Here is a 26,322-nt window from a genome sequence, read left to right as displayed (position 1 = left end):
TCGTGCAGGTTGAGCCAGCACCCAAGCTTTTCGGAAAGCGGATCGTTCTCGGCGTCACCGGGAGCATCGCCGCTTACAAAGCGGTGGGGTTGCTGCGTTTGCTGGTCCAGGAAGGGGCTCAAGTCCACGTGGTGCTGACCGACGCGGCCACGCGTTTCATCGCACCGCTTACCTTTGAAGTGCTCTCCGGACGGCCGGTCGCAACCGACCTTTTCGCGGCGCATCAGGAGATGCTCCATCTCAACCTGCCGGAACAGGCCGACGCGGTCGTTGTCGCGCCCGCCACCGCCCATTTTCTTGCCAAAGCTGCGCTCGGCCTCGCAGACGATCTGCTCAGCACGATGCTCCTGACGACCCGCTGCCCCGTGATCGTTGCGCCGGCCATGGACGGCGACATGTGGGCGCATCCGACCGTGGTTTCCCACGTGGCCCAACTGCGTCAACGAGGCGCGCTCATCGTCGAGCCCGAAGAGGGCCCACTGGCCTCCGGCCGAATCGGGCAGGGACGGCTGGCCGAGGAAGCGACGATTCTCGCCGCGATCGAGGCGCAACTCTGTCGAAGGCGGGACTGGGCCGGCGAGCGGGTCCTTGTGTCGGCCGGTCCGACTCAGGAACCCATCGATCCGGTCCGTTTCATTTCAAACCGTTCGTCCGGGAAAATGGGCTATGCAATCGCCGCGGCGGCCCGTGAGCGCGGCGCCGCGGTCGCGCTTGTGACCGGACCGACCTGGCTTCCCGTTCCTTCGGGGGTCGACGCCGTCGCCGTCACCACCGCGGAGGAGATGGAAAAAGCGCTGCTGATGCGACTGCCCTGGGCGACCGTCGTCGTGATGGCCGCCGCGGTCGCGGATTTTCGTCCGAAACATCCGGCGGTCCACAAGTTGAAGAAGAGAGACCACGCGTGGAAATCCTTGGAGTTCGAACCGACCCGTGATATTCTGCATCTGCTGTCTGAACGTCGTACCTCGCAGATCCTGGTCGGCTTCGCCGCCGAGACGCGGGACCTCGGTGCCCATGCGAAGGAGAAGCTCATACGCAAACGCCTCGATCTGATCGTCGCCAACGATGTGAGCGCCGAAGGGGGCGGCTTCGGATCCGACATGAACGCGGCGACGCTGATCGACCGCGACCATCGGGAAATTCGGCTCCCCTTGATGCCTAAACGGGAACTGGCTCATCACATCCTCGATGCGATCCAACGCCTGCGCTCTCACGCCCGGCGGAGCGGTCCTCAGGCGAACTAGCGGCAACCTGGTACTCGCCAATGCCTTCTTCACCTCCTCCCGAAGAGCTTTCTCGGTTGTCGGAGATCCAACGGCTTACCGCTTTGTTGGCCAGGAACCCGCAGTCGAAGGTCTTTATACCTTTGGCCGAGGAATATGTGAAAGCCGGCTTGTGGCAGGAAGCCGCAGCAGTGCTGGAAGCGGGGCTGCAAGTTTATCCGGGGTTCATCACGGCGATGGTGGCGCTGGGGCGCGCCTACGATCATCTCGGACAGACCGCAAAAGCCAGAGCGCTCCTCGAGGATGCGGTCAGGATAAGCCCGGACAATCTGAGAGCCCACCGCACGCTGGCCAAAATTTATGCCGCCGAGGGAGCTACGGAATCAGCGTTGCGCTCTTGTTCGGTGATCCTAGCGGTCAATCCGCAAGACGAAGAGACATTGGCACTCAAATCCGCCCTCGACAAACACCCTACGGACGCACCGGTTGAAACCGAGACCTGTCTGCATACAGGGGATGGCCTCGAAGGGTCCCCCGTGTCTGAAGGGCAGGAAGACGCCCGATCCGGCGTGACCGGCCCGGCCGCTGACTCTTCAACTTCCATCGATCACCAGACACCGGGCAAACTGGCACGCCTCGAACATCTGCTTAGAACCATCCAACTCAGGCGTCAGAGTTGAGACGAGCCTGAACCTTTGTTTGACCCGACCTCGCCAGATTGCTACAATGACCGCCGCAATCCGATTGGAAGGGGGCCGAGAGGAGTGCGGTCTGTGGACGCACGGACCGGCAGAATCATACATGGTGCGGATGCTTGTGCTCCACGGCCCTAATCTGAATCTGCTGGGAACCCGTGAGCGATCGCTGTACGGGCCCACATCCCTGAAGGCTGTCAACGACGCCATTGCGCGGCTGGCCGAGCGGATAGGGATTCAAGTCGAGATCAGGCAGTCGAACAGCGAAGGCGAACTGGTCACCTGGATCCAGGAGGCCAGGGTCGGATTCGACGGCATCATCATCAACCCGGCCGGATACACCCATACTAGCGTGGCGATTCGGGATGCGATCGCCGCGGCCGGTTTGCCGACCGTCGAAGTGCACCTGACCAATATCTACCAGCGGGAGGCGTTCCGACATTACTCCTACGTCGCCGGCGTGGCGTTGGGCCAAGTCTCAGGGTTCGGCCCGATGGGGTATCTGCTGGCGATTCGTGGCTTGCTCGATCATCTGAGATCCACACGGACTGCTCGGCAGACCCCACGAAAAGGCGGCGGAAAAGCATAAACGGGGCGAGCGGAGGGTGCCTGAGCCGATCTGTGTCCAACGGCCCGCATGTGCGTCGACCGTTTTCAACACCATCGATGAAAGGAGAGGAACAGAACCAGTGATTTCGACCGCCGATTTTCGCAACGGTGCCCGCATTCAAGTCGAAGGCGAGCCTTACTACATCGTAGAGTTTCAACACGTCAAGCCGGGCAAGGGCGGCGCGTTCGTGCGCACGAAACTCAAGAGCTATAAGACCGGCAATGTGCTGGATCGCACATTCAGGTCCGGCGAAAAGTTCGAGGAACCCGATCTCGATGAGCGCGAGATGCAGTTTCTCTACGCGTCGGGGGACTCCTATACGTTCATGGACACGGAAACCTATGAACAGTTCACCTACGACAGGAAACAATTGGGGCCGAACGTCGATCTGCTCAAGGAGAACATGGTCGTCAGGATTCTCATCTACGAACACCAACCGATCGCCGTCGAGCTGCCGATCTTCATCGAGCTCAAGGTGGTCGACGCGGAGCCCGGCGTCCGGGGCGACACGGCGTCTGGAGGGAGCAAACCCGCCGTCGTCGAGACCGGCGCCATTATCAAGGTGCCGCTGTATCTCGAGATCGGGGAAGTCATTAAGATCGACACGAGAACCCGCGAATACGTGGAGCGCGTTCGGTGAGCACATCTCGATCCCGCCCACGGGCGCGTAAAGAGCGCGACCGTCCCATCATTTTGCCTCGGGCTTTCGCCGATTCGGCGAGAGACGGGCCGTTGCTGTCCGGCGATCAAACCAAGCAGATTCAGGAACTCATCGACCTCTTGCGGCGCAATCACTTGACGGAGTTGGAGATCGAGCGCGAAGGGACTCGCATCCGGCTTCGGCATGAAACGGTCGTCCGTCCGCAAGCCGCCCCGATACAGGAAAGCCAACCAGCCGCTCAGCCCGCCGCAAGTCAAACGACGAACGGACCGCCGGTCCAGGACACCGCGGGATTGGTCACCATCACGTCTCCGATCGTCGGAACCTTCTATCGCTCTCCCTCGCCCGACGCCGACCCCTATGTGGAAGAAGGCGATTTCGTCAAGAAGGGGCAGGTGCTCTGTATCGTGGAAGCCATGAAGCTCATGAACGAGATCGAATCCGAGGTGGATGGGAAAGTCGTAAAGATTTTGGTCGAGAGCACGAAACCGGTGGAATACGGCCAGCCGTTATTTCTCATCGATCCGAAGGCCACGGAGTAGCGGCAAGTTCAGGCTGAGGTTCAGGTTGAGACTTGAAAGAAAGCGGGTCAGCCGCCGGCTGATCCGAAGATTTCCTGCTCAACCTGAACCTGAACCTCGACCTCCTTTGATCACGATCGAGTGACCCCGTGTTCAAGAAAATTCTGGTCGCCAACCGCGGAGAGATCGCCCTGAGAATCATCCGAGCCTGCAAGGAACTCGGGATCAAGACCGTGGCGATCCACTCCGAGGCCGACGCCAATGCACTGCACACCAGGGTCGCCGACGAGCGGATCTGCGTCGGCCCGGCCGAAGACGCCCTGAGCTATCGCAACATTCCCAACGTCCTCAGCGCGGCCGAGATCACCGGCGCGGACGCCATCCATCCCGGCTACGGGTTCCTTTCGGAGAACGCGCACTTCGCCGAGGTCTGCGAGTCCATCGGGATCAAATTCATCGGACCCACCTCGGAGAACATCGCGCTGATGGGCGACAAAGCCAAGGCGCGGGAAATCGTGGCCCGCCGCGGGCTGCCGGTCACACCGGGCAGTCCCGGCGAAGTACGGAGCGAGGCGGACGCGCTGGAGGCGGCGAAGGCCATCGGGTTTCCCGTCATCATCAAAGCCTCGGCCGGCGGGGGCGGCCGCGGCATGCGGGTCGTCAATAAAGCCGAGGACCTCGCCCGCGCGTTTCAGGCCGCCCAGGCGGAAGCCAAAGCCACGTTCGGCAACGAAGGGGTCTATCTCGAGCGGTACTTCCTCGAGCCCCGCCATATCGAAGTCCAGATACTCGCCGATCACCGGGGGCGCGTCGTCTATCTCGGCGAGCGGGATTGCTCCATTCAGCGTCGTCACCAGAAGCTCGTCGAGGAAACCCCGTCGCCGGCCGTGGACGAGCGACTCCGGCGGGAGATGGGCCGGGTCGCGGTTGAAGCCGTGAAAGCGGTGCACTACCGCAACGCCGGGACGGTGGAGTTTCTGCTCGACAAGGACCTCAATTTCTTTTTCATGGAGGTCAACGCCCGCATCCAGGTCGAGCATCCCATCACCGAGATGGTCACGGGGATCGACCTGATCAAGGAACAAATCCGCATCGCCGACGGGCAGCCGCTGTCGTTCAGGCAGCAGGACATCCAATTGACCGGACACAGTTTCGAATGCCGGATCAATGCCGAGTGTCCGGACAAGTTCACGCCCAGCCCGGGGCTGATCACGAAATGGGCTCCGCCGGGCGGCTTCGGCGTCCGGGTGGATTCCGCGATGGAAGCGCAGGCGATGGTCGTTCCGTACTACGATTCGATGATCGCGAAACTGATCACTCACGGGCGCGACCGGCAGGAGGCGATGGCGCGCATGAGACGGGCGCTTGACGAGTTCGCGATCGAGGGCATCAAGACCACCATTCCGCTGCATAAAAAGATCTTCAACGATCCCGACTTCCAGAAAGGCCACGTGTCGACGAGTTTTCTCGAGCGGTTCCTCGCGAATCAATCCTCCTGACCGCTTCCGATCGCCTAACCGCTATGTCCATCCGGTCTTCCGCGCATCCGCTCTTGAAAGGCCTCTATCTAATTCTCGACCCGGCCGTCCGTCCGGACCGTTCGCTTGTCGAGGTATTGCAGGAAGCGGCGGAGCACGGGGTGCGGCTCTTCCAGTACCGCGACAAGAGCTCACCGATGCGGGAAGCCTATGAACGCGCGCTGGCTTTGCGGCGAGCCGCGTCGGACGCCGGTTCGCTGTTGATCGTCAACGACCGCTGCGACCTGGCGTTGGCGGTGGACGCCGACGGCGTTCATCTGGGACAGGAGGATCTCCCCTTGCCCCATGCCCGTTCCTTGCTCGGCCCGGGGAAGATCATCGGCATTTCGACCCACCGCCCCGAACAGGTGAAGGAAGCCGACGAGGGGGGAGCCGACTATGTGGGGTTCGGGCCGATCTTTCCGACCGGAACGAAGCCGGATCATGACCCGGTCGTCGGTCTGGACGGCCTCCGGGCGATTCGTCCGCTGACCGACCTGCCGGTCTTTGCGATCGGCGGCATCACGATCGAGTCCGTCGATTCGATCGTCGGAACCGGGGCCGACGGCGTCTCCGTGATTTCCGCCGTCCTCGCCGCGCCCGATATCGGGCAGGCCGTTCGCGCGTTCACCGCGCGCCTTTCAGCACCAGATCGGCCAGGCTGCTGATACTGTTATCCTGCGCTATCGTGTCGAGCGTCGCTTCGCAGGACTGTCCACCGGACGGTACATGCCGAAGGGGACCGAAGACCGGCGCGCCGGTGAGTTCGCGGATCAATTCGACGGTCGATTCGACCTGCAGTTCGACAGCCGGCGTCGCCGGCGTCGGAGCAGGCTCGTTCAGCGCGATCGCCAGCACGGTCAGCCCCCGCTGGCGCACCGCTTCGACGGTCAGCAACGCATGGTTGACGCCGCCGAGGCTCGCGCGCCCGACGACCAGCACGGGCGTTCCCAGGCGCGCGATCAAATCCCGCACATCCAGTTGCGGACCGATCGGAACCAGCACACCGCCGACCCCCTCGACCAACAGAACCGTATGTCGCGCTCGCAAGACCTGAACCGCCCGGGCGATCACACCGACGTCCACGGACAGACCGGCGCGTCGCGCCGCGGCGAGCGGAGCGAGGGGATCAGGAAAGCGGTAAGGAGTGATCAGATCGAGAGCGTCGAGAACCCCGGCCGCGCGCGCTAAACGGTCCGCATCGGACAAGCCCGGCGCATCATGCGCGACACCCGTTTCGATCGGCTTCATCACGCCGACGGCCAGGCCTCTGTGCTTCAGGTGGCGTGCGAGCGCCGAGGTGACGAACGTCTTCCCGACACCGGTATCGGTGCCCGTCACAAAAACGCAGGGAAAGGCAGGGGCATGACCTAAGGACTCGGCCATCGAGCGCTCAACCGGAGTTAGACAAGGCGACTGTCGAGATTCCAGACCTGCCCGGAGACATCCCGCCGGAGAGCCAAATGGACGATGGTTTGGGCGACCTCTTCAAGACGCGGCGATCGCCCGAGCAGATGGTCGTCGAGATTCGCCGCGTCAGGCATGGCCTCACCGGCCAATTCCGTCTTGTGCCAGCCTGGATAGACGATATTGACCCTGATATTGCCCCGGCTCCATTCGCGGGCCGCCGTTTTGACCAGCCCGAGCAAACCGGCCTTCGAGGCGGCATAGGCGGCTTGGCCCGGACTCCCGTGATCCCCCGCATACGAACCTATGACGATGATGGAGCCGTCCCGCTGGCGCAACATCGGCGCGGCCGCCGCCTGCAGGCAATGAAAGGTTCCCGTCAGATTCGTCTCAATAACCTGTCGCCATTTCTCCACATCTTGGCGGATGAGCAACCCGCTCACGGACTGACCGGCGTTACAGACCAGGACGTCGAGCCGAGCCCAACGATCGACGAAGGCCTGGATCATCGCCCGAACCTGTTCGGCGGACCTCATATCGGCTTGAAACAGTGCGCCCTCGCTGCCCAAGGAGGCGACCGACGCGCAAGTCAGTTCGGCCTCCTCGCGACGCTTTCGATAATGAATCCCCACGCTCCAACTGTCCTGCGCGAAGGCCAGGCAAACAGCCCGGCCGATGCCCCGCGAGCCTCCGGTGACAAGCACCGTTTTACGAGTTCCAGACCGAGGCGGACGGGGCCGGGATTCCCGGCTGGACGGGTTCAGCATGGCGATGCCGGCATTATCGGGAATGTGAGTCGGGATGGCAAGCGACGGCCTTGGGCGAGCAGCCTCGTGTTTTCGATATCTTGCCGGTGGGAAAGCGAGTGTGATACCGTTTCCCCGCGGTCACCAAGATCGGAGTTGGCGCGATGGGTGCGCGTTTCAGAAAGATCGGCTGCGGACTTCTCATCGGGTTCGGCTTCCTTCTGAACCCGGCCATCGCGTGTGTGGCCGTCGCCGAGGAAGCAGAGATCATCGCACAATCCGCCGAGTATTTTCCGGACGCGATCGGAAACCGATGGGAGTATCGCGGTCAAATTACGGAAGGTCCTCTTCAAACCATCAACAATAAATTTTTCACCAACGTGTCGATGATCACCGGGACCCGTGTCTTAAAAGGGATCACGGTTACGGTCTTTCACGACACCAACGCGGGTAACCACGGGCCGTCTGACAGCTTCTATCGCCGTGACGCGGCCGGGATCGTCTATTACGGTTCGGAGCCCGGCACCCCGTTGGAACAACAATTGGTTCCCTACCAAATCGTGCAGTTTCCCTTGAAGTATCCGTCGTCCTTCCAACAGTTCGATCGCAAAAAACTGAACTTCGGAACGGATCTCGACGGGGACGGAATCGATGAACAGGTTGACGTGCACGGGGTCGTCAGCGTCATCGGGAGAGAACCGGTATCCGTCCCGGCCGGTTCCTACTCGGACGCGGTCCGCGTCGAGGCCAAGCTGACGCTTCGGATCCACCTCTCCGGGACCGGCAAGACGGCCGTCGGCACGGACGTGATGATTGCCTGGTTCGTCAAGGGGATTGGCTTGGCGAAGTACATCGAACGGCAAGAGTTGCCGCCCTTCCGAACGGATCGAGGATTGGCGACGGAGATCACCGAGGAGTTGGAAAAGGCGGAGATCAAAGCGCCGCCGGCGTCACTCAGCCGGGGCGAATCCTCGACGCAGCGTATTTTCGCTGATCACGCGCGCGATCATGAACTGCGGCAGATAGTCCTTGCCGCCGGCCTTGGCTCCGATTCCTGAGAATCGATGCCCGCCGAACGGCTGCCGGCCCACCAGGGCGCCCGTGATCGGCCGGTTGATGTAGAGATTTCCCACATCGAACAACCGTCGCGCCGCGAGAATATTGGCGGGACTCCGCGAGTACAGCCCGCCGGTCAGCGCATAGAACGATTGGTTGGCCAATCGAAGCGCGTCTTCAAAAGTCTTCGCCCGCATGACCGCCAGGACCGGCCCGAAGATTTCCTCCTGGGCCAATCGATGGTCGGGTCGAATATCCGCGAAGACCGCCGGGCCGACGACATAACCCGGCCCATCGACCTTTCTCTCGATCACCAGCCGTCCTTCCTGCTTGCCGATGTCGATGTACCGCCGGACCTTGTCGCGCGCCCGTGCGTCGATCATCGGTCCCACGCGCGTCCCCGGATCCTCGGGGCTTCCGATCGTCAGGCTCTCCACGGCGTCGGCCAAGCGACGTAGGAATACATCATAGACGGATTCATGAACGATGGCCCGAGAACAGGCGGAGCATTTCTGTCCCTGATAGCCGGTGAATGAAGTCACCACGCCGACGACGGCTTCGTCGAGATCGGCCGTCTCATCGACGATGATGGCGTTCTTGCCCCCCATTTCCGCGATGACCCGCTTGACCATCCGCTGACCCGGCACGACCCGCGCCGCGCGGGCTACGATACCGAGTCCGACATCTTTCGAGCCGGTAAAGGCGATCGTCGACACCTCGGGTTCGTCCACCAAGGCCTGACCGAGCTCCGGGCCGCCGGCGGCGAGCTGGAGCACTCCTGGAGGCACCCCGGCCTCGCCGAGAATGCGAACCAGATGATGACCCATGACCGGCGACCGTTCCGACGGTTTGAAGACGACCACGTTGCCGGTGACCAAGGCGGCGGAGACCATGCCGGTCGGAATCGCCAGCGGGAAATTCCACGGCGCGATCACGACCGTGAGCCCGCGCGGCTCATAGATCAGATGATTCAGTTCTCCCGGTTCGCAGCCCAAGCGTTTGGGCGGTCCCAGCCGAAGCATCTCCCGCGCGTAGAACTCCAGAAAGTCGATCGCCTCGGCGACGTCGGCATCGGCCTCGCGCCACGGCTTGCCGGTTTCGAAAATTTCCCAGGCCGCCAGGTCGTATCGCTGCTCGCGCATGAGCGCGGCCGCTTTTCTGAGCACGGCCGCCCGCTGCGTAGGCGGAGTCGCACGCCAGTCGTCGAACATGCCGAGCGCGGCCCGGACCATGGCCGGCACGTCGGTCGGCTCGGCGGCCTTGATGCGGCCGACGGTTTGATTCGGCTCACTGGGATTCACGGAGACCATTTCGGCGCCGGAAAGGGAGACTCCCGGCGAAACACGGGGAGGGAACAATCCGCCCAGTTGCTTCTTCACGCGGGCGATGCCGTCGCGCATGGCGGCGCGGACCGAGGCGCGGGAGAAATCCGAATGCGGCTCGTTCACGAATCGGTCCGCCGACCTCTTCGCGCGATCCTCCGTCCGGCTGGGCGGCTGCGGCGGAGCCAACAGCCTTTCCAGCGGCTCCGACTCGACATATTCCTTCCGCAAAAACGATTCGTTCGATGTATTTTCCAACAGCCGCCGGACCAGGTACGCCATGCCGGGCAGCAACTCGCCGACCGGCGTGTAAATCCGAAGGCGCCGCCCCAACGAGGTCACGGCCGCCTGAAACGGCTCGGCCATGCCGAAGATCATCTGATATTCCCACGCGTCTGCAGCCAGACCTGAGGACTCTGCCATGGCTTCGACATGGGCAAGGCTGCGTAGATTGTGGGTGCCGAACGCAGGCCGGATCAGCTCGGCGTGTTGCAGCAGGGCGGTCGTGAGGGATTCGTAATTCAAATCCGTCTCTGCCTTGTGTTCGAACAGCGGCACGGGCCAGCCCTTTTGCTGAAAACGGATCGTGTCCGAATCCCAATAGGCGCCCTTGACCAACCGAATCGTGATCGGCGCGCCGCGCGCGCGGGTCCAGTCGAGAAGGGTTTCGATATCTCTTCGTGTGTCCTTCAGGTAAGCCTGCAGCGCGAGACCGGCGAAGGGATAGGCACGATAGGCGTCTTCGGACAGGAGTCGCATGAAAATCGACAGGATCAAATCCTTCGTCTCGACCTGTTCCATGTCGAAAATAATGGAAGCGGGCATGGCGCAGGCCATATCGAGGAGCGGCCGCAGTCTGGCACCGACCGCACGGAAGCCGCCTTCCGGATCGATGGGGTCCAGTTGCGAATAGAGGGCCGAGATTTTGACCGAGAGCTGGACCCGCGGCAAGGCGCCGAGATGGTCCCGCTCGAGCAGGGGAGCGGCAGGCCACGAGCTCGACGCCTCGCCCAGTCGCGTGAGGGCCTCCAGACACCGATCCCGGTATCGATCGGCTTCGCGTTCGCTGACCGTCGCTTCGCCCAGCAAATCAACGGAACCGGCGCGCCCGTCTTTCCACAGGCGCTCCAGCACCGGCAACGCATCGTCGATCGTGGAACCGGCGATAAACGTTCGCGCCATCTGCTCCACCTGATGGCGAATGGATTTCGCCCCCAGGCTCGCGCCGAGTTTGGTGGCGGATAGAGCCTTGAGTCCCCACTTGAGACCGAAAATCTGGACGCCGCTCTCGCCGAAATATTCTTCCGCCAGTCTGGCGACCTGTCGGTCGTCGCGCAGAGACGGAAGCACATCGACAAAACGAAAGAGCTGGACCTTGAAGGCCTCGTCCTTCATGGCCATGTTGATCAGGATTTGAGACCAATGCCGCGGATCAAACACCGCCGGCGCATGCCCGGACGAACGGCGAGCCAGGTCTTCTCCGATCTGCCTGATCCGAGCTTCGAGAGGTGGAAAGGGGGTTTGCGCGTTCACACGCCTCGCCTAAACGCAAGAATTGTGCGTGACAGGATCAGTATACACCGATGAGAGATTTTCTTGAAAATTTCGACAAGGTTGGATAGCATCTGGCCGCATACGCCGTTGGTCCAGCGACGGCTTTGGTCAAACGGCTACGGGCGCAGGAGGAGGCATGGGCCGGACGCAGCAGCATTCGCTTGATTATCTCACCATTGTGCTCTTCGCGGCGGTCACGCTGGCGACGTTGGTCGGCGTCCCACTGTTCGGGTATTTCCACGGATTCAACGCGGTCGATTGGATCATGTTGGCGATCCTGTACATGGCGAGCGGACTCGGCATCACCGTGGGCTATCACAGGCTGATCGCCCATCGCAGCTTCGAATGTCCCGAATGGGTGAAAGCCTGTCTGCTGGTTGCAGGCGGGTGGGCGTTGGAAAACTCGGCCTTGCGATGGTGCGCCGATCACATTCGGCACCATGCCCGTTGCGACCAGGAGGAAGATCCCTACAACGCGAAAAAAGGATTCTGGTACAGCCACTGCGGCTGGATCTTCATCAAATCACCGCATCGCGATGAGAAATATGAATTTCGGCTCCGCAAGGATCGGGTGGTCATGTGGCAGCACCGCTGGTATGTGCCGATCGTGCTGTCCGGTCTGGCTCTTCCCTTCGTCATCGGCCTGGTCAACGGAGGCTGGACGGGCGGCTTGAGCTGTTTCCTGCTGGCCGGGGTCTGCCGGACCTTCCTCGTGTTGAACTCGACGTTCTGCATCAATTCGATCTGTCACCTCTGGGGTTCCCAATCGCACGGGAACCTTGACAGCAGCCGCGACTGTTGGCTCATCTCGTTGATCACGTTCGGCGAGGGCTATCATAACTATCACCATACGTATCTGCGCGATTACCGAAACGGACCCAAGTGGTATAACTTCGACCCCTCGAAGTGGCTGATCTACAGCCTGTCGTTGATAGGGTTGGCCTACAACCTCCAGCGGCAGAAATCGTAACGATCACTCCCCCCGACATCGAGTTCATGCGTCCCTCTCGGCCCAGGCCGGCCTGGGCCGAGAGGCCCATTTCCTTTTCCTCGCTTCATCGCTTATGATGGAACGTGCTCAGGTCGTACGGAACGGGCGCTCTCAAGCGCCGTTCGAAAGAAACGTGGTGTCATGCCTGAAATGAATCCAGGACCCACCGCCCAGGGCGGTCAAAATCTCATCCCGGGCGTCAAGAAGGTGATCGCCGTCAGCAGCGGCAAGGGCGGGGTGGGGAAGTCCACCGTCGCGGTCAATCTGGCAGTCGCGCTGAGCTTGGACGGTTCGAAGGTCGGCCTGCTGGACGCCGACATATACGGCCCCAACACCCCGATGATGATGGGGGTGGAGAAGCCGCCCGAGCAGAAAGACGGCAAGATCGCGCCGGCCGAGAGCCACGGCGTCAAACTGATTTCGATGGGGTTCTTCGTCCCGGAAGAGACTGCGGTCGTCTGGCGCGGCCCCATGGTGCACACGGCCATCCAGCAGTTCTTCCGCGATGTCCTCTGGGGGGAACTGGACTATCTGCTGATCGATCTCCCGCCCGGCACCGGCGACGCGCAACTGACATTGTCCCAGCTCGTGCCGCTGTCCGGCGCCGTCACTGTGACCACGCCGCAGGAGGTGGCGTTGCACGACGTGCGCAAGGGCCTGATGATGTTCCAGAAAGTGAACGTTCCGTTGCTGGGGATCATCGAGAACATGAGCTACTTCGTCTGCGGTCACTGCGGGCATCGGACCGACATCTTCTCGCACGGAGGCGGGGAACGGGCGGCGGAAAAACTGGGCGTGCCGTTTCTGGGCAGGATCCCGATCGATCCCGCGATCCGAGACGGAGGCGACACCGGCAGACCGATCGTCACGGCCGACCCCCAATCGCCGCAGGCGGCCGCTTTTCGCGACATCGCGACCAAGATCGCAATCAGGCTCAGGGAAATGGACGCGGGCGGAGAGGACCAGGGCGTCGAGCGCCTGCTGAAGAAGATCAAAGGACCTTTTGCCGACAAGTAGCGAGCCTGCAATCCAGCGAGGAGAAGAGGGGAATCAACTGGTAAGATGTTTTCTCGACGCGCTCAGAAGACTGAGCACGGCGCGTCGCTGCGCAAGCAAGGGCAGGAGGTGACATGGCTGATTTTGTGAGAGTCGCAGGCACGTCCGACATCGCTCCGGGGAGCGGGATGGTCGCCGAGGCCAACGGGCAATCCATCGCCGTGTTCAACGTCAACGGCACCTATTATGCGATCGACAACACCTGTGTCCACCGCGGCGGCCCGCTCGGCGAGGGCGACCTGGATGGAGAAGTGGTGACCTGTCCCTGGCATGGCTGGCAGTTCAACGTGAAGACCGGAGTGTCGGTGAACAACCCTGCCGCTTGCGTCAAGTCCTACCCGGTTAAAGTCGAGGGGACAGACATCAAAGTGCTCCTCTAACCTTTTTCTTTCCGGCACCGTCTCGCCTTCTTTGCTCCCAGCCCGACCCCGGCAGAAGCCTGATCCCGCGCCGCGTCTCTGCGTACTTGTGCGGGTCTCCTCTGTCCATGCATAATACCGTGGCATGGATCGCGCCGACCTGCTGTCGCTGTACCGTCAGATGCTCGTGATCCGCCGGTTCGAAGAGAAATCGGCGGAGATGTACGCCCTCGCCAAGATCGCCGGATTCCTTCATCTGTACATCGGAGAAGAAGCCATCGCCGTCGGCGCGATCGCCGCCATCAGGCCCGACGACTATGTCATCAGCGCCTACCGCGATCACGGCCACTGTCTCGCGCGCGGCTCGGACCCCCGCAAAGTGATGGCCGAACTGTTCGGCAAAGCCACCGGCCTGTGCAAGGGGAAAGGCGGCTCGATGCATCTCGTGGACGTGGAACGCCGCTTCATGGGCGGGTACGCGATCGTCGGCGGGCACATCCCGCTGGCGACCGGCCTGGCCTTCGCGGCCAACTACCAAAAGCTCGACCAAGTCGTTCTGTGCTTTTTCGGGGAGGGAGCCGTGCCCAGCGGCCATGCGCACGAAGCGTTCAACCTCGCGGCCCTCTGGAAGTTACCGGTGATTTTCATCTGCGAGAACAACCGCTATGGGATGGGAACGCCGATGCAGCGGGCTATTGCGCTGTATTCCGACGTCGCAGAAACGGCGCGTTCCTACGGCATCATGGCCGAGCGTGTGGACGGCATGGACGTACTGGCCGTCCGGGCTCTGATGCAGAAAGTGGTCGAGCAGGTCCGCGCCGGACAAGGCCCCTTTTTCGTCGAAGCGATGACGTATCGATTCATGGGCCATTCCATGGCGGACCCGGCGCACGGCCACTATCGCACGAAGGAAGAAGTGGAGGAATACCGGAAACGCGACCCGCTGCTGCTCCTCAAAGAGACGATTGTGACGAACCGCCTGGGGACGGAGGCGGATTTCAAAGCTCTGGAGCGGGAGGTGTACGACATCGTGGACGCCGCCGTCAGGTTCGCCGAGGAAAGCCCGTTCCCCGAGCCCCGAGAACTTTACACCGACGTGATGGTCGAGGAGTGACCGTGCCGACAGAGCTGTCCTATCGTGAAGCGCTCAATCAGGCCATGCGCGAGGAAATGCGTCGGGACCCTCGCGTGTTCCTGATCGGCGAAGAAGTCGGCTACTATCAGGGCGCGTTCAAGGTCAGCAAGGGTTTTGTCGAGGAATTCGGCCCTCAACGGGTCCTGGACACGCCGATCACCGAAGCCGGCTTCACCGGACTGGCCATCGGTGCGGCGATGGCGGGCTTGCGTCCGATTGTCGAGCTGATGACCTTCAATTTTGGCATCCTAGCCCTCGATCAGATCGTCAACAACGCCGCCAAGATCCGGTACATGTCCGGCGGCCAATTGTCGGTGCCTATGGTGATCCGGGGACCGGGGAGCGCCGCCCACCAACTGGCCGCGCAACATTCTCAGAGTCTCGAAGCCTGGTTCTGTCACGTGCCAGGACTCAAAGTGATCGCGCCAGCGACGCCGCACGACGCCAAGGGTCTACTGAAAAGCGCCATCCGCGACCCGAATCCGGTCATTTTCATCGAGGCCCAGCTCCTCTACGGCACCAAAGGGGAAGTTGGGGATGGCGAGTATACGATTCCGATCGGCCGGGCCGAGGTCAAGCGGCGAGGACAGGATGTGACGATCGTGGCCTATTCGAAGATGCTGCTGGTGGCCTTGGAAGCGGCCGAGGAATTGAGCAAGGAGGGGCTCCAGGCCGAGGTGATCGATCCGCGCACGCTGAAGCCCCTGGATCTGACCGCGATCGTCGAGTCGGTGAAGAAAACCGGTCGTCTGGTGATTGTCGAGGAAGGATGGCGTTTCTGCGGATTGGGCGCGCAGATCGCCGACAGCGTGTATGCCGCGGCCTTCGACTACCTGGATGCCCCGATCGTGCGCGTCACCGGCGAAGATGTCCCGATGCCGTACAGCCGGCCGCTGGAAGATGCCGCGATTCCGGACAAGGCCCGGGTCATGGGAGCGGTCAAACGGGTGACGTACCGAGGATAACAAGGAGGACGACGTATGGCCGGACAATCCGTCACGATGGGGCACATCGAAATCACCGAGACCCTGGTTCGACTCTACGTATTCCTGACCCAATATCTGGACCGTTGCGTGGACGAGGCGGCTCGGAAGGCCTATCCGGACGAGGAGCTGGAGGCGCATCTCTCTTCGACCAGGTCCAAGATGCTGGAGATTCTGACGGTGAACCCGGTGGTGAAGGGCAAGGTCGAACAAGAATGCGACCGAGTCCTTGCACTGGGCGCTGCCTGTCTGAAGGGCGGAACGGGGAAGGCCTCCGTGTTAAAAGACTTGAAGGCCGAGCGCGTGGTGCTGAAAAACAAGACGATCGCCCTGAGCGACTTGCTGGCCGTCTTCCGCGCACAATAACGGCGTCCGAAACGTCACCACGCGCGATGGCGACCGCCCAGACGGAAACCTATCAATTGGCCGGCCTCGATGCCCGCGAGCGGGGATTCAACCGGTCGGTCGACTTCGAGCGCGCCGGCGACGGGTACAGGGCCGTCTTCCGGTACGAGACCGAGCGCATTCTGACTGACGAGAAAGACACCCGGGAAGCCGCGCTGATCGAGCTTGTTCGGGTTCTCCAGGTACGAGGCTACCGTCAACTCAGAAGCCGGGTGAGCGTTCGTAACGGCGTGTATCTGGGGTCTCAAGAACCTTGGGTCGAGTATCCGGACCCGACGCGGCAACCGGAGGAACACGGACTCTTCAACGTATTCAGATGGCTACGCCGATGGTTCAACACGTAACTCCGCAATCGGTGGTAAGCTGAACACAAGGAGCGGTCAATGGCGAGTCGTGTCGTGATGCCCAAACTGACGGACACGATGGAAGAAGGCGTCGTCGTCAAATGGAAGAAACACGAAGGCGACAAGGTGGCGGCCGGCGATGTCCTGGCCGAAATTGAAACGGATAAAGCCGTCATGGACCTGGAGGCCTTCGCCTCCGGCATCCTGCGCAAGATTCTGGTCCGCGAGGGCGAAACCGTCAAATCCGGCACCCTGATCGGAGTGATCGCGGAGGCCGACGAGGATATCACCGCCGCACTGGCCGACCGTATCGAGGCCGCGCCCTCGACAAAGACCGAGAAGCCGGCCCCATCCAAGCCGCCGTCCGAGGCTCCGCCCGCGGCCGCGGAACCGGCCGCCAAACCGACGCGCATCCTCGCCTCGCCCCGCGCGAAGGCGTTGGCCGCCGAGAAGGGCGTCGATCTCTCCACGATCACCGGCACCGGTCCGGACGGGCGGATCGTCGAGGAAGATGTGTTGGAGGCGGCCGCCGCCCGACCGGCCCCCTCCGCAGGTGTTGATGTCCCGCTGAGCCAGATGCGCAAGGCCATTGTACGGGCCACCATCCAGAGCAAGGCGCCGGTCCCGCATTTTTACCTCACGACCGAAATCGACATGGAAGAAGCCGAGCGGCTGCGCCAGCAGTTCAAACATAGCCGCCGCACGCATCCGAGCGTGACGGATCTGCTGATCAAAGCGGCGGCGTTGGCGCTCGCTAAACATCCGGAGATCAACGCCTCCTTCACAGGCGAGGCCATCCGCCGGCACGGCTCGATCGATATCGGCGTCGCCGTCGGCATGGTCGACGGGCTCGTCGCGCCGGTCGTCCGAAACTGCGGCGTCAAGTCCCTCGAGCAGATCGCGGTCGAGTCGCGCTCGTTGATCGAACGGGCGCGCGGCAAACGCCTGCAACCGCAGGAGTACACAGGCGCCACGTTCACCATCTCCAACCTGGGGATGTTCGACGTGGAGAATTTCATCGCCGTGCTCATGCCTCCAGAGGCTGCGGCCTTGGCCGTCGGGGCCATTCGCGACGTGCCGGCGGTGGAGGAGGGGACCGTGAAAATCAGTCGGCGCATGAAAGTCACCATGTCCTGCGACCATCGCGCCATCGACGGCATGCAAGGAGCGCAGTTTCTGAGAGAATTCAAACGTATCCTGGAACATCCTCTGGAATTGATTCTGCCGAAGGAGCAAGCATGAGCTTCGTGCCGATATCCGAGGTGCGGAAGGCCGACGGAGAGACGCCGTCAGCTATCCGCGAGACCCGCCGCCTTCCGCCTTGGTTCAAGGTCCGCATCCAGCAGGGGCCGAACTACCGGGACATCCGGCGGATCATGGATACGCTCGATCTCCACACCATCTGCGAAGAAGCGCGCTGTCCGAACGTCTGGGAATGTTGGAACGCCCGCACGGCGACCTTTTTGATCCTGGGCGACATCTGTACCCGCCGGTGCCACTATTGCGCAGTGACGACGGGCCGGCCCCATACGCTTGACCTCGAAGAACCGAGGCGCGTCGCCGAGGCGGTCCGAGCCTTGGGACTGCGGCACGCCGTGATCACCTCCGTCAACCGGGACGAATTGGAAGACGGCGGGGCGTCCATTTTCGCCGAGACCATCCGAGAGATCAGACGATTGATTCCGACCTGCGCGGTGGAGGTCCTCATCCCGGACTTTGAAGGCCAGGAAGCGGCATTGGCGACGGTCGCGGCCGAGAAGCCGGATATCCTCAACCACAACATCGAAACGGTGCGCCGGCTGTTTCCGTCCATCCGGCCACAGGGTAAATATCAACGATCGATCGAGTTGTTGGATCGTGCCAAGAAGATGGGGATGCGAACCAAGTCAGGCCTGATCGTCGGAATGGGCGAGACCATGGAGGAAGTGCGGGACGCCATGCGTGACCTTCGGTCGGTCGGCTGTGACATCATCACAATCGGCCAGTACCTCCAACCGACCAAACAGCACCTGCCGGTCGCCCGTTTCTATCATCCCGACGAGTTCGCCGCGTTGAAAGCCGAGGGTCTGGCGATGGGGTTTGCCTACGTCGAATCCGGCCCGCTGGTGCGAAGTTCCTACCACGCCGCAGAGCAGAGCGGCGATTCTCACGGGCCTCTGGATGGGCGCACGGTTCAGACGTAGCCCGTACGCCCATTATCCTGTCTTTCACTTCCGCCCGTGCAGGCTATGAGTTTTCCTTCCTTCAGGTCGCCGACCCGCGATTTACAGTTTCATCTTTTTTGCAATTTCCGACAGGTCTTTCGGATACAGCACAATCTCAATACGGCGGTTCGCCGTGCGGCCTTCCTCGGTCTCGTTGCTCGCGATCGGCTGCGTATCGGCATAGCCGACCGCCGACAAGTTGGCGGGATTTACACCGCCCTCTTCGATGAGGTAGCGCACGACGCTGGTGGCGCGCGCGGTGGACAATTCCCAGTTGGTCGGGATGCGGTCCTTGAGCTTCGCGCCGATCGCCACGTTATCGGTGTGGCCTTCGATCCGGATCTGCTTGTCCGTCACCTTCTTCAAAATCTCGCTCACCTGCTTGAGCACCTTGAGCCCGGCCGGTTTGACCTTCGCCTGACCGGAGTCGAACAGCACACGGTCCACCATGTTGATCGTGAGCCGGTCCCGCACCTGCTTGATCGTAATGTCCCCCTTCGCAATTTCGGCCTGCAAGGATTTGGTCAGATCTTCATGCGTTTTGGTGAGACGCTGGATCTCCGCTTCCTTGGCGGCTCGATCCTGTTCCAAACGGGCTTTTTCTTCCGCCTCAGCCCTCAACCGTTCTTGCTCCTGTTCGAGCGAGGCTTGAAGCTTGCCAAGGTCCTGAAGCGTCTGGTCGCGCTCAGTCCGAACCCGGGCCGCCTCCCCGGTGACAGCCGCCAGCTCACTGGTCAGGGCCGCGACGCGCTGCTTGCTTTGCTCCACCTCCTGAGTCAGCGCCGCAAGCTTGGTTGCCAGGCTTTCTCGATCCGCCGCGGCTTGGCGCAGCGTGCCGATTTCCCGGTCCCGCTCCGACAGCCGTTTTTCGAGGTCTTTGGCCCGCGCGCTTTCCGTCTCCAGCTCTCCGGCGCGTTTCTGGAGCCTGGCGATTTCATCTTGTGCGGTGGTGGTCCCGGCTAACAGCCGCTGTTTATCCTGCTGCAACGCGTCGGTTTTCGCCTGCTCGGCGGCGAGCTTCGTCTCCAGTTCGCGCGCCTGATCCCGGGCCTGAGCCAGCGCCGCTGTCGCCTGTTCCTTTTCTTTTTCGACGGCCGCCAGGCGGGCGGTCGCGTCCTCAAAGGCCTTTCTGGCGTTGCTCAACTCCCGCTGAAGCGCCGCGATTTCGTCCGCCGCGTGTTTCCTGAATTGCTCGGCCTCGGCGGCCGCCTGTTGCTTGAAGGCCTCAAATGCCGCGGAGGTCTGGGCCGAGGCTTTCCGGGCCTGGGCGAGCTCTCCCAGCGTCTGTCTATAGCGTTCCCCGCTGACGCATCCGCTCACTGTGACAGCGCACAATAGGGCCAGCGCACACGCTCTGTGGTTCATGTTGACCTCCTCACTCGATTCCGTGTGGGTTGTCTGCCTGTTCGTTCTCGCGTTCCGCTTGTGGAACCGGTTCCGCGTGGTACTCACCCGCGCAAATCTGCCCCCCAACGCGGCTCGGTTAAAGAGGAACCCTTTGGAGTTGAGCAACGACAATGCCACAAGCCGGCAACTGCCGATGGACGGATTTAGAAGGGCCTTCCAAATCTGGGCTTGTATGAGCGCCCCTACAGAGCGTGTCAAAACTGCACATCTGGGCGGTGCTATGCTTATTTCGACATTCCCTCGACGACGACCAAGACAACCGAAGTTCAGCCGGAGAACATCCGCGGCAAAACCGTGAAAGAGTGGCGGGTGTCTCGGCATCGAAGGTGCTTCAAACGGAGGAGGCCCTATGGTTTCCCGGTGCACGATACCCTGTCTTGCAGGGAGTATCTGCCTGCTGATGTTGACCGCCTCAGCGTGCAGCAGCCGTTGGACGCAGAGCGATTCAGATTTTCCAAGCCTGTCGGTTTTTCGTCAGTCGGGCGAGAAGGAGAGCGGGCTGACCGGATTTGCCCCCGTGGTTCCGGGGAAAAATCCCTCGGAGGTCCAACTCGGGAGCGGGCCCAAGGTGGTCGAAGCCGAATCCCGCGAGACCGGCAATCGGCGGATCGCCGAGGTGCGTCCTATGCCGGCGACGGGGGCGCTGCAGGATGTCTTCTTTGCCTTCGACAGTTGGGCGCTGACGGAAGACGGCAAGCGAGCGTTGGCCCGCGATGCCCAGTGGATCAAAGCACGCCCGGACGTCGGTGTGACCATAGAGGGCCACTGCGACGAGCGCGGCAGTTTCGAGTACAACCTGATTCTGGGAGAGAACCGGGCGAAGGCGGCTCGGAATTATCTCATCAACCTCGGTGTGAACCCGGGCCAACTAGCCTGGATTTCATACGGCAAGGAACTCCCGTTCTGCCGCCAACACAATGAGGCCTGTTATCAGCAAAACCGGCGGGGGCATCTGCGGCTCGTTCCCGCGCAAGACATGAAGTAACAGATCACCGACCTGAGCTCGTGGACGGCTGTCGTCCTCAAGTCCTGTGACTGGAACGGTTTTACTTTTCCGCCGCCGGCGCCTTGCCGATCAACCCCTGGGTTTCCTCCTGGACGCGGCGGAGATGGTCCGTGCCGCGAAAGCTTTCGGCGTCAAGCTTGTACACGTCTTCGGTGCCGGAGGGCCGGGCGCCGTGGTCGGCTTGGCCCCGATCTATCCCAGAGTATCCACTTTGATATGACGGTGACCACGGCGGATGCGATACCCATCAAAGTCGGCGTGATCGAGCGTGAAAACCTTTGTCGTACGCAGCGATTCTGCCGCTACAATGAGGGAGGCGTCCGCGAGATCCATGGGATGGTCACCGTACTGCTCCATCAGTTCAAACGCACGTACCACCGCTGCCTGATCCATGAACCACACGGAAACCCCGCCGTCGAGGATGAAATCGCGCAAGCGGTCAGCCCCTATGCTGTTCGGCGTTAACAGATGGAAGGTTTCAGCCAAGACAGGAACAGTGGTGAAAAGCGTATCACGCAACGTGCTGAGTATGTCCTTGCATCGTCCGTGCTCGGCATCTTGAGGATCGAACAACGCCACGAACGGGCCGGTATCCACAAGGATCATCGACGATGTTTCCGTCGGAGTACGGCCTGCACTCCGCGTCGCGTCTCAGTCGATGGCCCAATCGCGTAGCCTCCAGGCCCGAGGTCGAGACGACGGTACACTTCGAAAGGCAACTGTGTGGCACGCCGTGTCACCTCATCTCGCAAGACCAGTATGCCGCGCTTCAGTGCAGCAGAGACAGACCAACCCATCTTCTGCGTCACCTGCTTCAGTACTTTCTCCGCTTCGTCGTCCAGTCGGACCGTTCGGATACCCATAAGTTTCCTCCATATGCCAGGACGTCATACGCACTGTAATACATCCTGCAGTCTCCGTCAACCTTCGTCAGTGCCTCTCGTTGAACACCTTACGCCTCTCCCTTAAACATGCCCTGTCGCCTTGAGGGCCTCAGCGATCAATGCCCGGGCTTCGTCCTGAATGCGGCGGAGATGGTCCGCGCCGCGAAAGCTTTCGGCGTAAAGCTTATACACGTCTTCGGTGCCGGAAGGCCGGGCGGCGAACCAGCCGTGCTCGGTCACGACTTTCAGCCCGCCGATCGGCGCGCCGTTGCCGGGTGCCGCAGTGAGCTTCGCGATGATCCGGTCGCCGGCCAGTTCCGTCATCTGCACCTGATCAGGAGAAAGCCTGGATAAAATCACCTTCTGTTCCGGAGTCGCGGGCGCGTCGATCCGCTCGTAAACCGGATCGCCCAGCTCGCGGGTCAGCTCATGATAGAGTTGAGCCGGATCGCGGCCGGTCCGCGCCATCATCTCCCCCGCCAGCAGGTCCATGATGATGCCGTCCTTGTCGGTCGTCCACACGTTCCCGTCGCGGCGCAGGAACGACGCGCCGGCGCTCTCCTCTCCGCCGAATCCGAGTGAACCATCCAGCAGTCCGTTCACGAACCATTTGAAGCCGACGGGCACTTCGACGAGCTTCCGCCTGAGTTTGGCCGCCACGCGATCGATCAGGCTGCTGCTGACGAGCGTCTTTCCCACAGACGCGTCCGGTTTCCATCCGGGACGATGGGAAAACAGATACCGGATCGCCACGGCGAGATAGTGGTTGGGGTTCATGAGTCCTGCCGAGCGCGTGACGATCCCATGCCGGTCGTTGTCCGCGTCGTTCCCGAACGCCACATCGAAACGATCCTTGAGCGCGATCAGGTTGGCCATGGCGTAGGGCGAGGAGCAGTCCATGCGGATCTTTGCATCCCAGTCCAGAGGCATGAAACGAAACGTCGGATCCACCACGGGATTGACGACGTCGATCTCCAGCCCGTACCGTTCTGCGATCGGCTCCCAGTAAGCCACGCCGGACCCGCCGAGGGGGTCCACGCCGAGTTTCAGCTTGGCTGACCGGACGGCCTCCATGTCCACGACGGCGTGGAGATCGCCGACGAAGGCGCCGACGTAGTCATGCGCGTGAGTGGTGGAAGCGCGGCGCGCGCGTTCATAGGGAACCTGTGCGATGCCGCGCAAGTCGTCGGAGAGCAGCGCGTTCGCCCGCTCTTCGATCCATTTGGTCACCTGCGTGTCGGCAGGACCGCCTGCCGGCGGGTTGTATTTGAAGCCGCCGTCCTCCGGCGGATTGTGCGAGGGGGTGATGACGATGCCGTCGGCCACACCGGAGGTTCGGCCGCGGTTGTAAGTAAGAATGGCATGAGAAATGACCGGCGTCGGGGTGTAGCCTCCGGCGCGATCCACCATGACATCGACCCCGTTGGCCGCCAACACTTCGACCGTGCTGACAAACGCCGGTTCCGAGAGCGCATGGGTGTCCATGCCGAGATAGAGAGGACCGGTGATGCCGTGCACCTTCCGATAGTCGCAGATCGCCTGGGTGATCGCCAGAATGTGCGCTTCGTTGAAGCTGCGTTTGAAGGCCGAGCCGCGATGACCGGACGTGCCGAAGGCGACCCGCTGCTCGCACACGGCAGGGTCCGGCTTCTCCGTGTAGTACGCCGTGATCAGTCGGGGAACGTTGATCAGGATCGAGGCAGAGGCGGGTTTGCCCGCCAGCGGATTCAGGCCCATGACCGTTTCCTTTCCGTTTTCATGGACATCAGCTATGCGACCATAGTGACTCCCCCGGCTGCGTGTCAACCGGTCGAAGTCGCGTTCTCCGGTCGAATTGACTCTCCTCCGACCCCTCCCTATAATGAGTTTCGCTCCACAGACTCTGGCCTTCACGACTCGTCATGGTCGCATTGTCCAGGGAACTTCTCGTGAAAAAGGTCGGCGAATTTCGGGCCGGTTTCCGGCGCGCCTTCGCCATGACGTCGAACGGGAAGACCTTCACCGTCGAGGACATCGCCCTGTTGGAACGAGCGGCCGACGCCGTGGTGCAACGCGGGATGGCGACGCCGGCCACGTTGTTCCTGGAATCCGTCGGCCCGATGAACTTTCTCGGGAGCCAAGCGTTGTACTTTCTCACGCCGATTCTGGAGTTGGCGTTCAGCAATAAAGAAGTCGCGCAGGTGGCGCGTTTGCTCGAACGCCGCGAGACCATCCCCCGCCTGATCGCCCTCATCGAAGCGAAGTCCGCGCCCAAAGGAATGTCCGCTCGATGACCGCGCCCGGTCAATCCGCTCATAGGCATGCGACAGACCGGCCGCTGAACGTCATCGTCGCGACCGACTGCGGCAGCACCACCACCAAAGCTATTCTGATCGAGAACATCGTGGACGAGTATCGCCAGACCTACCGCGGCGAAGCGCCGACCACCGTCGAGGCGCCGTTCGAGGATGTCACGAAGGGTGTGCTCAACGCCGTCGCCGAAATCGAAGAGCTGTCCGGCCGGAAGATCCTCGACGGCGAACGCATCATCACGCCCAACCGGGCGGCGCAGGGGGAACCGAACGTGGGCGTGGACGTCTATATCTCCACGAGCAGCGCCGGCGGCGGGCTGCAGATGATGGTCACGGGGGTCGTTCAGAACATGACGGGGGAAAGCGCGCAACGGGCGGCCCTGGGCGCCGGCGCCATCGTCATCGACGTGCTGGCGTCGAACGACGGACGGTTGCCCCATGAAAAGATCGAACGGATCCGGACCATGCGGCCGGACATGATCCTCATGTCAGGCGGCACCGACGGCGGAGCCATCACGCACGTCGTCGAGATGGCGGAATACATCGCCGCCGCCGAACCTCGCCCCCGGTTCGGCAGCACGTACACCTTGCCGCTCATTTACGCGGGCAATAAGGAGGCGCGCGAGCAGATCGGCAAGATCCTCGGAAAGAAAACCGCGCTGGTGATCACCGACAACATCCGTCCCGTGCTGGAGCGGGAAAACCTGGCGCCGGCCCGGCAGAAGATCCACGACTTGTTCCTCGAGCACGTCATGGCCCAGGCGCCGGGGTACAAGAAGCTCATCGAGATGGCGGGCGCGCCGATCATGCCGACCCCCGCCGCGGTCGGCTTGATCATGGAGACCATCGCCAAGCGGCAGCACCTCAACCTGATCGGGGTGGACATCGGGGGCGCGACGACCGATGTCTTTTCGGTGTTCGACGGCGTCTTCAACCGCACCGTCAGCGCCAACTTGGGCCTGTCGTACAGTATCTCCAACGTGCTGGCCGAAGCCGGATTGGCGAACATCATGCGGTGGGTGCCGTTCTCCATCGACGAGCAGACGTTGCGGAACCGGATCAAGAACAAGATGATCCGGCCCACGACGATCCCGCAGACGCTCGACGAGTTGCAGGTGGAGCAGGCGATCGCGCGGGAAGCGCTGCGGCTGGCGCTGATCCATCACAAGTCCTTGGCCACGGGCCTGAAGGGCGTGCAACAGGAACGGACGATTTCGGATATCTTCGAGCAGCAGACGTCCGGCCGGACGCTGATCGACATGCTGAAACTGGACCTGATCGTGGGCAGCGGCGGCATCCTGTCCCACGCGCCGCGGCGGGTGCAGTCGATGATGATGATGATCGACGCCTACGAACCGCTGGGCTTTACCCGCTTGTCCGTCGACAGCATTTTCATGATGCCCCATCTCGGCGTGCTCTCGACGGTGAATGAAAAGGCGGCCACCGACGTGTTCGTCCGGGACTGCATGATCTATCTCGGCGCCTGCATCGCGCCGATCGGGCAGGGCAAAGACGGCGAGCGTTGCGCCGACTACGCCATCGCGTTTGACGACGGCCGTCCGGAGGAGCGCGGAACCTTGCGATTCGGCGACCTTCGCGTATTCCCGCTGACCCAGGATCAGACGGCGCGCGTCACGATGCAACCGGCCAAGACCGTCGATCTCGGCGAAGGTCCGGGCCACGCCGTCAGCCGCGACGTACAAGGCGGGGTCGTCGGCTTGCTGCTCGACGGCCGGGGACGCCCGTTGCAGCTCCCGACGAACCATGCGGCGAGATTGACGGCCTTGAATCGTTGGTACAAGTCGGTGGATCTGTACCCGCAACCCAGTGACAGGTAACACGTGACACGTAACGAGTGAGAAGATGCCTTTGCTCCTGTTTGTAACCACGTGTCACGCGTCACCGGGACCCATTGCATCCTGGAGCAATGGGTGCCCGCGTCACG

General features: G+C 62.0%; 26 protein-coding genes. 20 read left to right on the top strand and 6 right to left on the bottom strand.

Annotated features, from left to right (window positions below; translation table 11 throughout):
- The first annotated feature begins 2 nt into the window (after positions 1-2).
- The 7 genes from coaBC (at position 3) to thiE (ending at position 5,895) form a co-directional block, all read left to right on the top strand.
- On the top strand, positions 3-1,244 hold the full coding sequence (coaBC, locus tag AB1555_13495) for a bifunctional phosphopantothenoylcysteine decarboxylase/phosphopantothenate--cysteine ligase CoaBC (protein ID MEW6247705.1): 1,242 nt from the start codon (positions 3-5) through the stop codon (positions 1,242-1,244).
- 122 nt (positions 1,245-1,366) lie between these two features.
- On the top strand, positions 1,367-1,903 hold the full coding sequence (locus AB1555_13490) for a tetratricopeptide repeat protein (protein ID MEW6247704.1): 537 nt from the start codon (positions 1,367-1,369) through the stop codon (positions 1,901-1,903).
- 124 nt (positions 1,904-2,027) lie between these two features.
- The gene (aroQ, locus tag AB1555_13485; GenBank protein ID MEW6247703.1) at positions 2,028-2,507 is read left to right on the top strand and encodes a type II 3-dehydroquinate dehydratase; all 480 of its coding nucleotides are present in this window, start codon (positions 2,028-2,030) and stop codon (positions 2,505-2,507) included.
- A gap of 100 nt (positions 2,508-2,607) precedes the next feature.
- A complete protein-coding gene (efp, locus tag AB1555_13480; GenBank protein MEW6247702.1) occupies positions 2,608-3,168 on the top strand; it encodes an elongation factor P in 561 nt (186 codons plus the stop codon).
- Positions 3,165-3,731, top strand: coding sequence for an acetyl-CoA carboxylase biotin carboxyl carrier protein (gene accB, locus AB1555_13475; GenBank protein MEW6247701.1), 567 nt, complete (start codon positions 3,165-3,167; stop codon positions 3,729-3,731). The genes efp and accB overlap by 4 nt, the downstream gene beginning before the upstream one ends.
- A gap of 128 nt (positions 3,732-3,859) precedes the next feature.
- The gene (gene accC / locus AB1555_13470; protein MEW6247700.1) at positions 3,860-5,209 is read left to right on the top strand and encodes an acetyl-CoA carboxylase biotin carboxylase subunit; all 1,350 of its coding nucleotides are present in this window, start codon (positions 3,860-3,862) and stop codon (positions 5,207-5,209) included.
- Positions 5,210-5,232: 23 nt separating this feature from the next.
- On the top strand, positions 5,233-5,895 hold the full coding sequence (thiE, locus tag AB1555_13465) for a thiamine phosphate synthase (protein ID MEW6247699.1): 663 nt from the start codon (positions 5,233-5,235) through the stop codon (positions 5,893-5,895).
- On the opposite strand, the gene bioD is transcribed toward thiE, so the two are convergent.
- Together bioD and AB1555_13455 are read right to left on the bottom strand one after the other, a co-directional pair.
- A complete protein-coding gene (gene bioD / locus AB1555_13460) occupies positions 5,855-6,613 on the bottom strand; it encodes a dethiobiotin synthase (protein MEW6247698.1) in 759 nt (252 codons plus the stop codon). The two genes, thiE and bioD, sit on opposite strands and share 41 nt — an antisense overlap.
- Before the next feature lie 17 nt (positions 6,614-6,630).
- On the bottom strand, positions 6,631-7,338 hold the full coding sequence (locus AB1555_13455; GenBank protein ID MEW6247697.1) for an SDR family NAD(P)-dependent oxidoreductase: 708 nt from the start codon (positions 7,336-7,338) through the stop codon (positions 6,631-6,633).
- A 206-nt stretch (positions 7,339-7,544) separates the two neighbouring features.
- Here AB1555_13455 and AB1555_13450 point away from each other — a divergent pair, with 206 nt between their 5' ends.
- A complete protein-coding gene (locus AB1555_13450) occupies positions 7,545-8,438 on the top strand; it encodes a hypothetical protein (protein ID MEW6247696.1) in 894 nt (297 codons plus the stop codon).
- On the opposite strand, the gene AB1555_13445 is transcribed toward AB1555_13450, so the two are convergent.
- Positions 8,331-11,291 (bottom strand): proline dehydrogenase family protein, encoded by a 2,961-nt coding sequence (locus tag AB1555_13445; protein MEW6247695.1) that lies wholly within the window; start codon positions 11,289-11,291, stop codon positions 8,331-8,333. The two genes, AB1555_13450 and AB1555_13445, sit on opposite strands and share 108 nt — an antisense overlap.
- A gap of 157 nt (positions 11,292-11,448) precedes the next feature.
- On the opposite strand from AB1555_13445, the gene AB1555_13440 reads away from it, so the two are divergent.
- From AB1555_13440 to lipA, 9 genes are all read left to right on the top strand, one after another.
- Positions 11,449-12,282, top strand: a complete 834-nt coding sequence (locus tag AB1555_13440) for a fatty acid desaturase (GenBank protein MEW6247694.1) — start codon at positions 11,449-11,451, stop codon at positions 12,280-12,282.
- A 162-nt stretch (positions 12,283-12,444) separates the two neighbouring features.
- A complete protein-coding gene (locus AB1555_13435; GenBank protein ID MEW6247693.1) occupies positions 12,445-13,320 on the top strand; it encodes an Mrp/NBP35 family ATP-binding protein in 876 nt (291 codons plus the stop codon).
- Between the two features lie 113 nt (positions 13,321-13,433).
- A complete protein-coding gene (locus AB1555_13430) occupies positions 13,434-13,739 on the top strand; it encodes a non-heme iron oxygenase ferredoxin subunit (protein ID MEW6247692.1) in 306 nt (101 codons plus the stop codon).
- Positions 13,740-13,863: 124 nt separating this feature from the next.
- Positions 13,864-14,832, top strand: coding sequence for a pyruvate dehydrogenase (acetyl-transferring) E1 component subunit alpha (pdhA, locus tag AB1555_13425; protein MEW6247691.1), 969 nt, complete (start codon positions 13,864-13,866; stop codon positions 14,830-14,832).
- 2 nt (positions 14,833-14,834) lie between these two features.
- The gene (locus tag AB1555_13420) at positions 14,835-15,818 is read left to right on the top strand and encodes a pyruvate dehydrogenase complex E1 component subunit beta (GenBank protein ID MEW6247690.1); all 984 of its coding nucleotides are present in this window, start codon (positions 14,835-14,837) and stop codon (positions 15,816-15,818) included.
- Between the two features lie 15 nt (positions 15,819-15,833).
- Positions 15,834-16,202: a hypothetical protein gene (locus AB1555_13415; GenBank protein MEW6247689.1), complete on the top strand. Its 369-nt coding sequence runs from the start codon at positions 15,834-15,836 to the stop codon at positions 16,200-16,202.
- 26 nt (positions 16,203-16,228) lie between these two features.
- Complete coding sequence (locus AB1555_13410; protein ID MEW6247688.1) at positions 16,229-16,585, top strand: hypothetical protein; 357 nt, start codon at positions 16,229-16,231, stop codon at positions 16,583-16,585.
- 39 nt (positions 16,586-16,624) lie between these two features.
- Entirely contained in the window at positions 16,625-17,827 is a 1,203-nt protein-coding gene (locus AB1555_13405; protein ID MEW6247687.1) for a dihydrolipoamide acetyltransferase family protein, read from the top strand.
- Positions 17,824-18,768 (top strand): lipoyl synthase, encoded by a 945-nt coding sequence (gene lipA, locus AB1555_13400; protein ID MEW6247686.1) that lies wholly within the window; start codon positions 17,824-17,826, stop codon positions 18,766-18,768. The genes AB1555_13405 and lipA overlap by 4 nt, the downstream gene beginning before the upstream one ends.
- A gap of 81 nt (positions 18,769-18,849) precedes the next feature.
- Here the strand turns inward: lipA and AB1555_13395 are convergent, their stop codons facing one another.
- On the bottom strand, positions 18,850-20,154 hold the full coding sequence (locus AB1555_13395) for an OmpA family protein (GenBank protein MEW6247685.1): 1,305 nt from the start codon (positions 20,152-20,154) through the stop codon (positions 18,850-18,852).
- Between the two features lie 559 nt (positions 20,155-20,713).
- On the opposite strand from AB1555_13395, the gene AB1555_13390 reads away from it, so the two are divergent.
- Positions 20,714-21,181 (top strand): OmpA family protein, encoded by a 468-nt coding sequence (locus tag AB1555_13390; GenBank protein MEW6247684.1) that lies wholly within the window; start codon positions 20,714-20,716, stop codon positions 21,179-21,181.
- Between the two features lie 213 nt (positions 21,182-21,394).
- On the opposite strand, the gene AB1555_13385 is transcribed toward AB1555_13390, so the two are convergent.
- A complete protein-coding gene (locus tag AB1555_13385; GenBank protein MEW6247683.1) occupies positions 21,395-21,808 on the bottom strand; it encodes a PIN domain-containing protein in 414 nt (137 codons plus the stop codon).
- A 359-nt stretch (positions 21,809-22,167) separates the two neighbouring features.
- Positions 22,168-23,823 carry a phosphoglucomutase (alpha-D-glucose-1,6-bisphosphate-dependent) gene (gene pgm, locus AB1555_13380; protein ID MEW6247682.1) on the bottom strand — a complete coding sequence of 552 codons (1,656 nt, stop codon included), beginning with the start codon at positions 23,821-23,823 and terminating at the stop codon, positions 22,168-22,170.
- 191 nt (positions 23,824-24,014) lie between these two features.
- Here pgm and AB1555_13375 point away from each other — a divergent pair, with 191 nt between their 5' ends.
- Positions 24,015-24,359, top strand: coding sequence for a hypothetical protein (locus tag AB1555_13375; GenBank protein MEW6247681.1), 345 nt, complete (start codon positions 24,015-24,017; stop codon positions 24,357-24,359).
- The gene (locus AB1555_13370) at positions 24,356-26,215 is read left to right on the top strand and encodes a glutamate mutase L (GenBank protein MEW6247680.1); all 1,860 of its coding nucleotides are present in this window, start codon (positions 24,356-24,358) and stop codon (positions 26,213-26,215) included. The genes AB1555_13375 and AB1555_13370 overlap by 4 nt, the downstream gene beginning before the upstream one ends.
- The last annotated feature ends 107 nt before the right edge of the window (positions 26,216-26,322 follow it).

It is taken from the genome of Nitrospirota bacterium (assembly GCA_040755395.1).
In the GTDB taxonomy this organism is placed as follows: Bacteria; Nitrospirota; Nitrospiria; order Nitrospirales; family Nitrospiraceae; genus DATLZU01.
The sequence above is the reverse complement of the archived record's forward strand: the minus strand, read 5'-3'. Positions and strand labels throughout refer to the sequence as shown.

Coding starts and splice junctions, on each gene's coding strand:
- AB1555_13410 (MEW6247688.1), top strand. CDS start 16,229: ATGGCGACCGCCCAGACGGAAACCTATCAATTGGCCGGCCTCGATGCC.
- thiE (MEW6247699.1), top strand. CDS start 5,233: ATGTCCATCCGGTCTTCCGCGCATCCGCTCTTGAAAGGCCTCTATCTA.
- AB1555_13440 (MEW6247694.1), top strand. CDS start 11,449: ATGGGCCGGACGCAGCAGCATTCGCTTGATTATCTCACCATTGTGCTC.
- AB1555_13405 (MEW6247687.1), top strand. CDS start 16,625: ATGGCGAGTCGTGTCGTGATGCCCAAACTGACGGACACGATGGAAGAA.
- AB1555_13415 (MEW6247689.1), top strand. CDS start 15,834: ATGGCCGGACAATCCGTCACGATGGGGCACATCGAAATCACCGAGACC.
- bioD (MEW6247698.1), bottom strand. CDS start 6,613: ATGGCCGAGTCCTTAGGTCATGCCCCTGCCTTTCCCTGCGTTTTTGTG.
- AB1555_13370 (MEW6247680.1), top strand. CDS start 24,356: ATGACCGCGCCCGGTCAATCCGCTCATAGGCATGCGACAGACCGGCCG.
- pgm (MEW6247682.1), bottom strand. CDS start 23,823: ATGGGCCTGAATCCGCTGGCGGGCAAACCCGCCTCTGCCTCGATCCTG.
- AB1555_13435 (MEW6247693.1), top strand. CDS start 12,445: ATGCCTGAAATGAATCCAGGACCCACCGCCCAGGGCGGTCAAAATCTC.
- AB1555_13430 (MEW6247692.1), top strand. CDS start 13,434: ATGGCTGATTTTGTGAGAGTCGCAGGCACGTCCGACATCGCTCCGGGG.
- pdhA (MEW6247691.1), top strand. CDS start 13,864: ATGGATCGCGCCGACCTGCTGTCGCTGTACCGTCAGATGCTCGTGATC.
- AB1555_13450 (MEW6247696.1), top strand. CDS start 7,545: ATGGGTGCGCGTTTCAGAAAGATCGGCTGCGGACTTCTCATCGGGTTC.
- lipA (MEW6247686.1), top strand. CDS start 17,824: ATGAGCTTCGTGCCGATATCCGAGGTGCGGAAGGCCGACGGAGAGACG.
- AB1555_13395 (MEW6247685.1), bottom strand. CDS start 20,154: ATGAACCACAGAGCGTGTGCGCTGGCCCTATTGTGCGCTGTCACAGTG.
- AB1555_13385 (MEW6247683.1), bottom strand. CDS start 21,808: ATGATCCTTGTGGATACCGGCCCGTTCGTGGCGTTGTTCGATCCTCAA.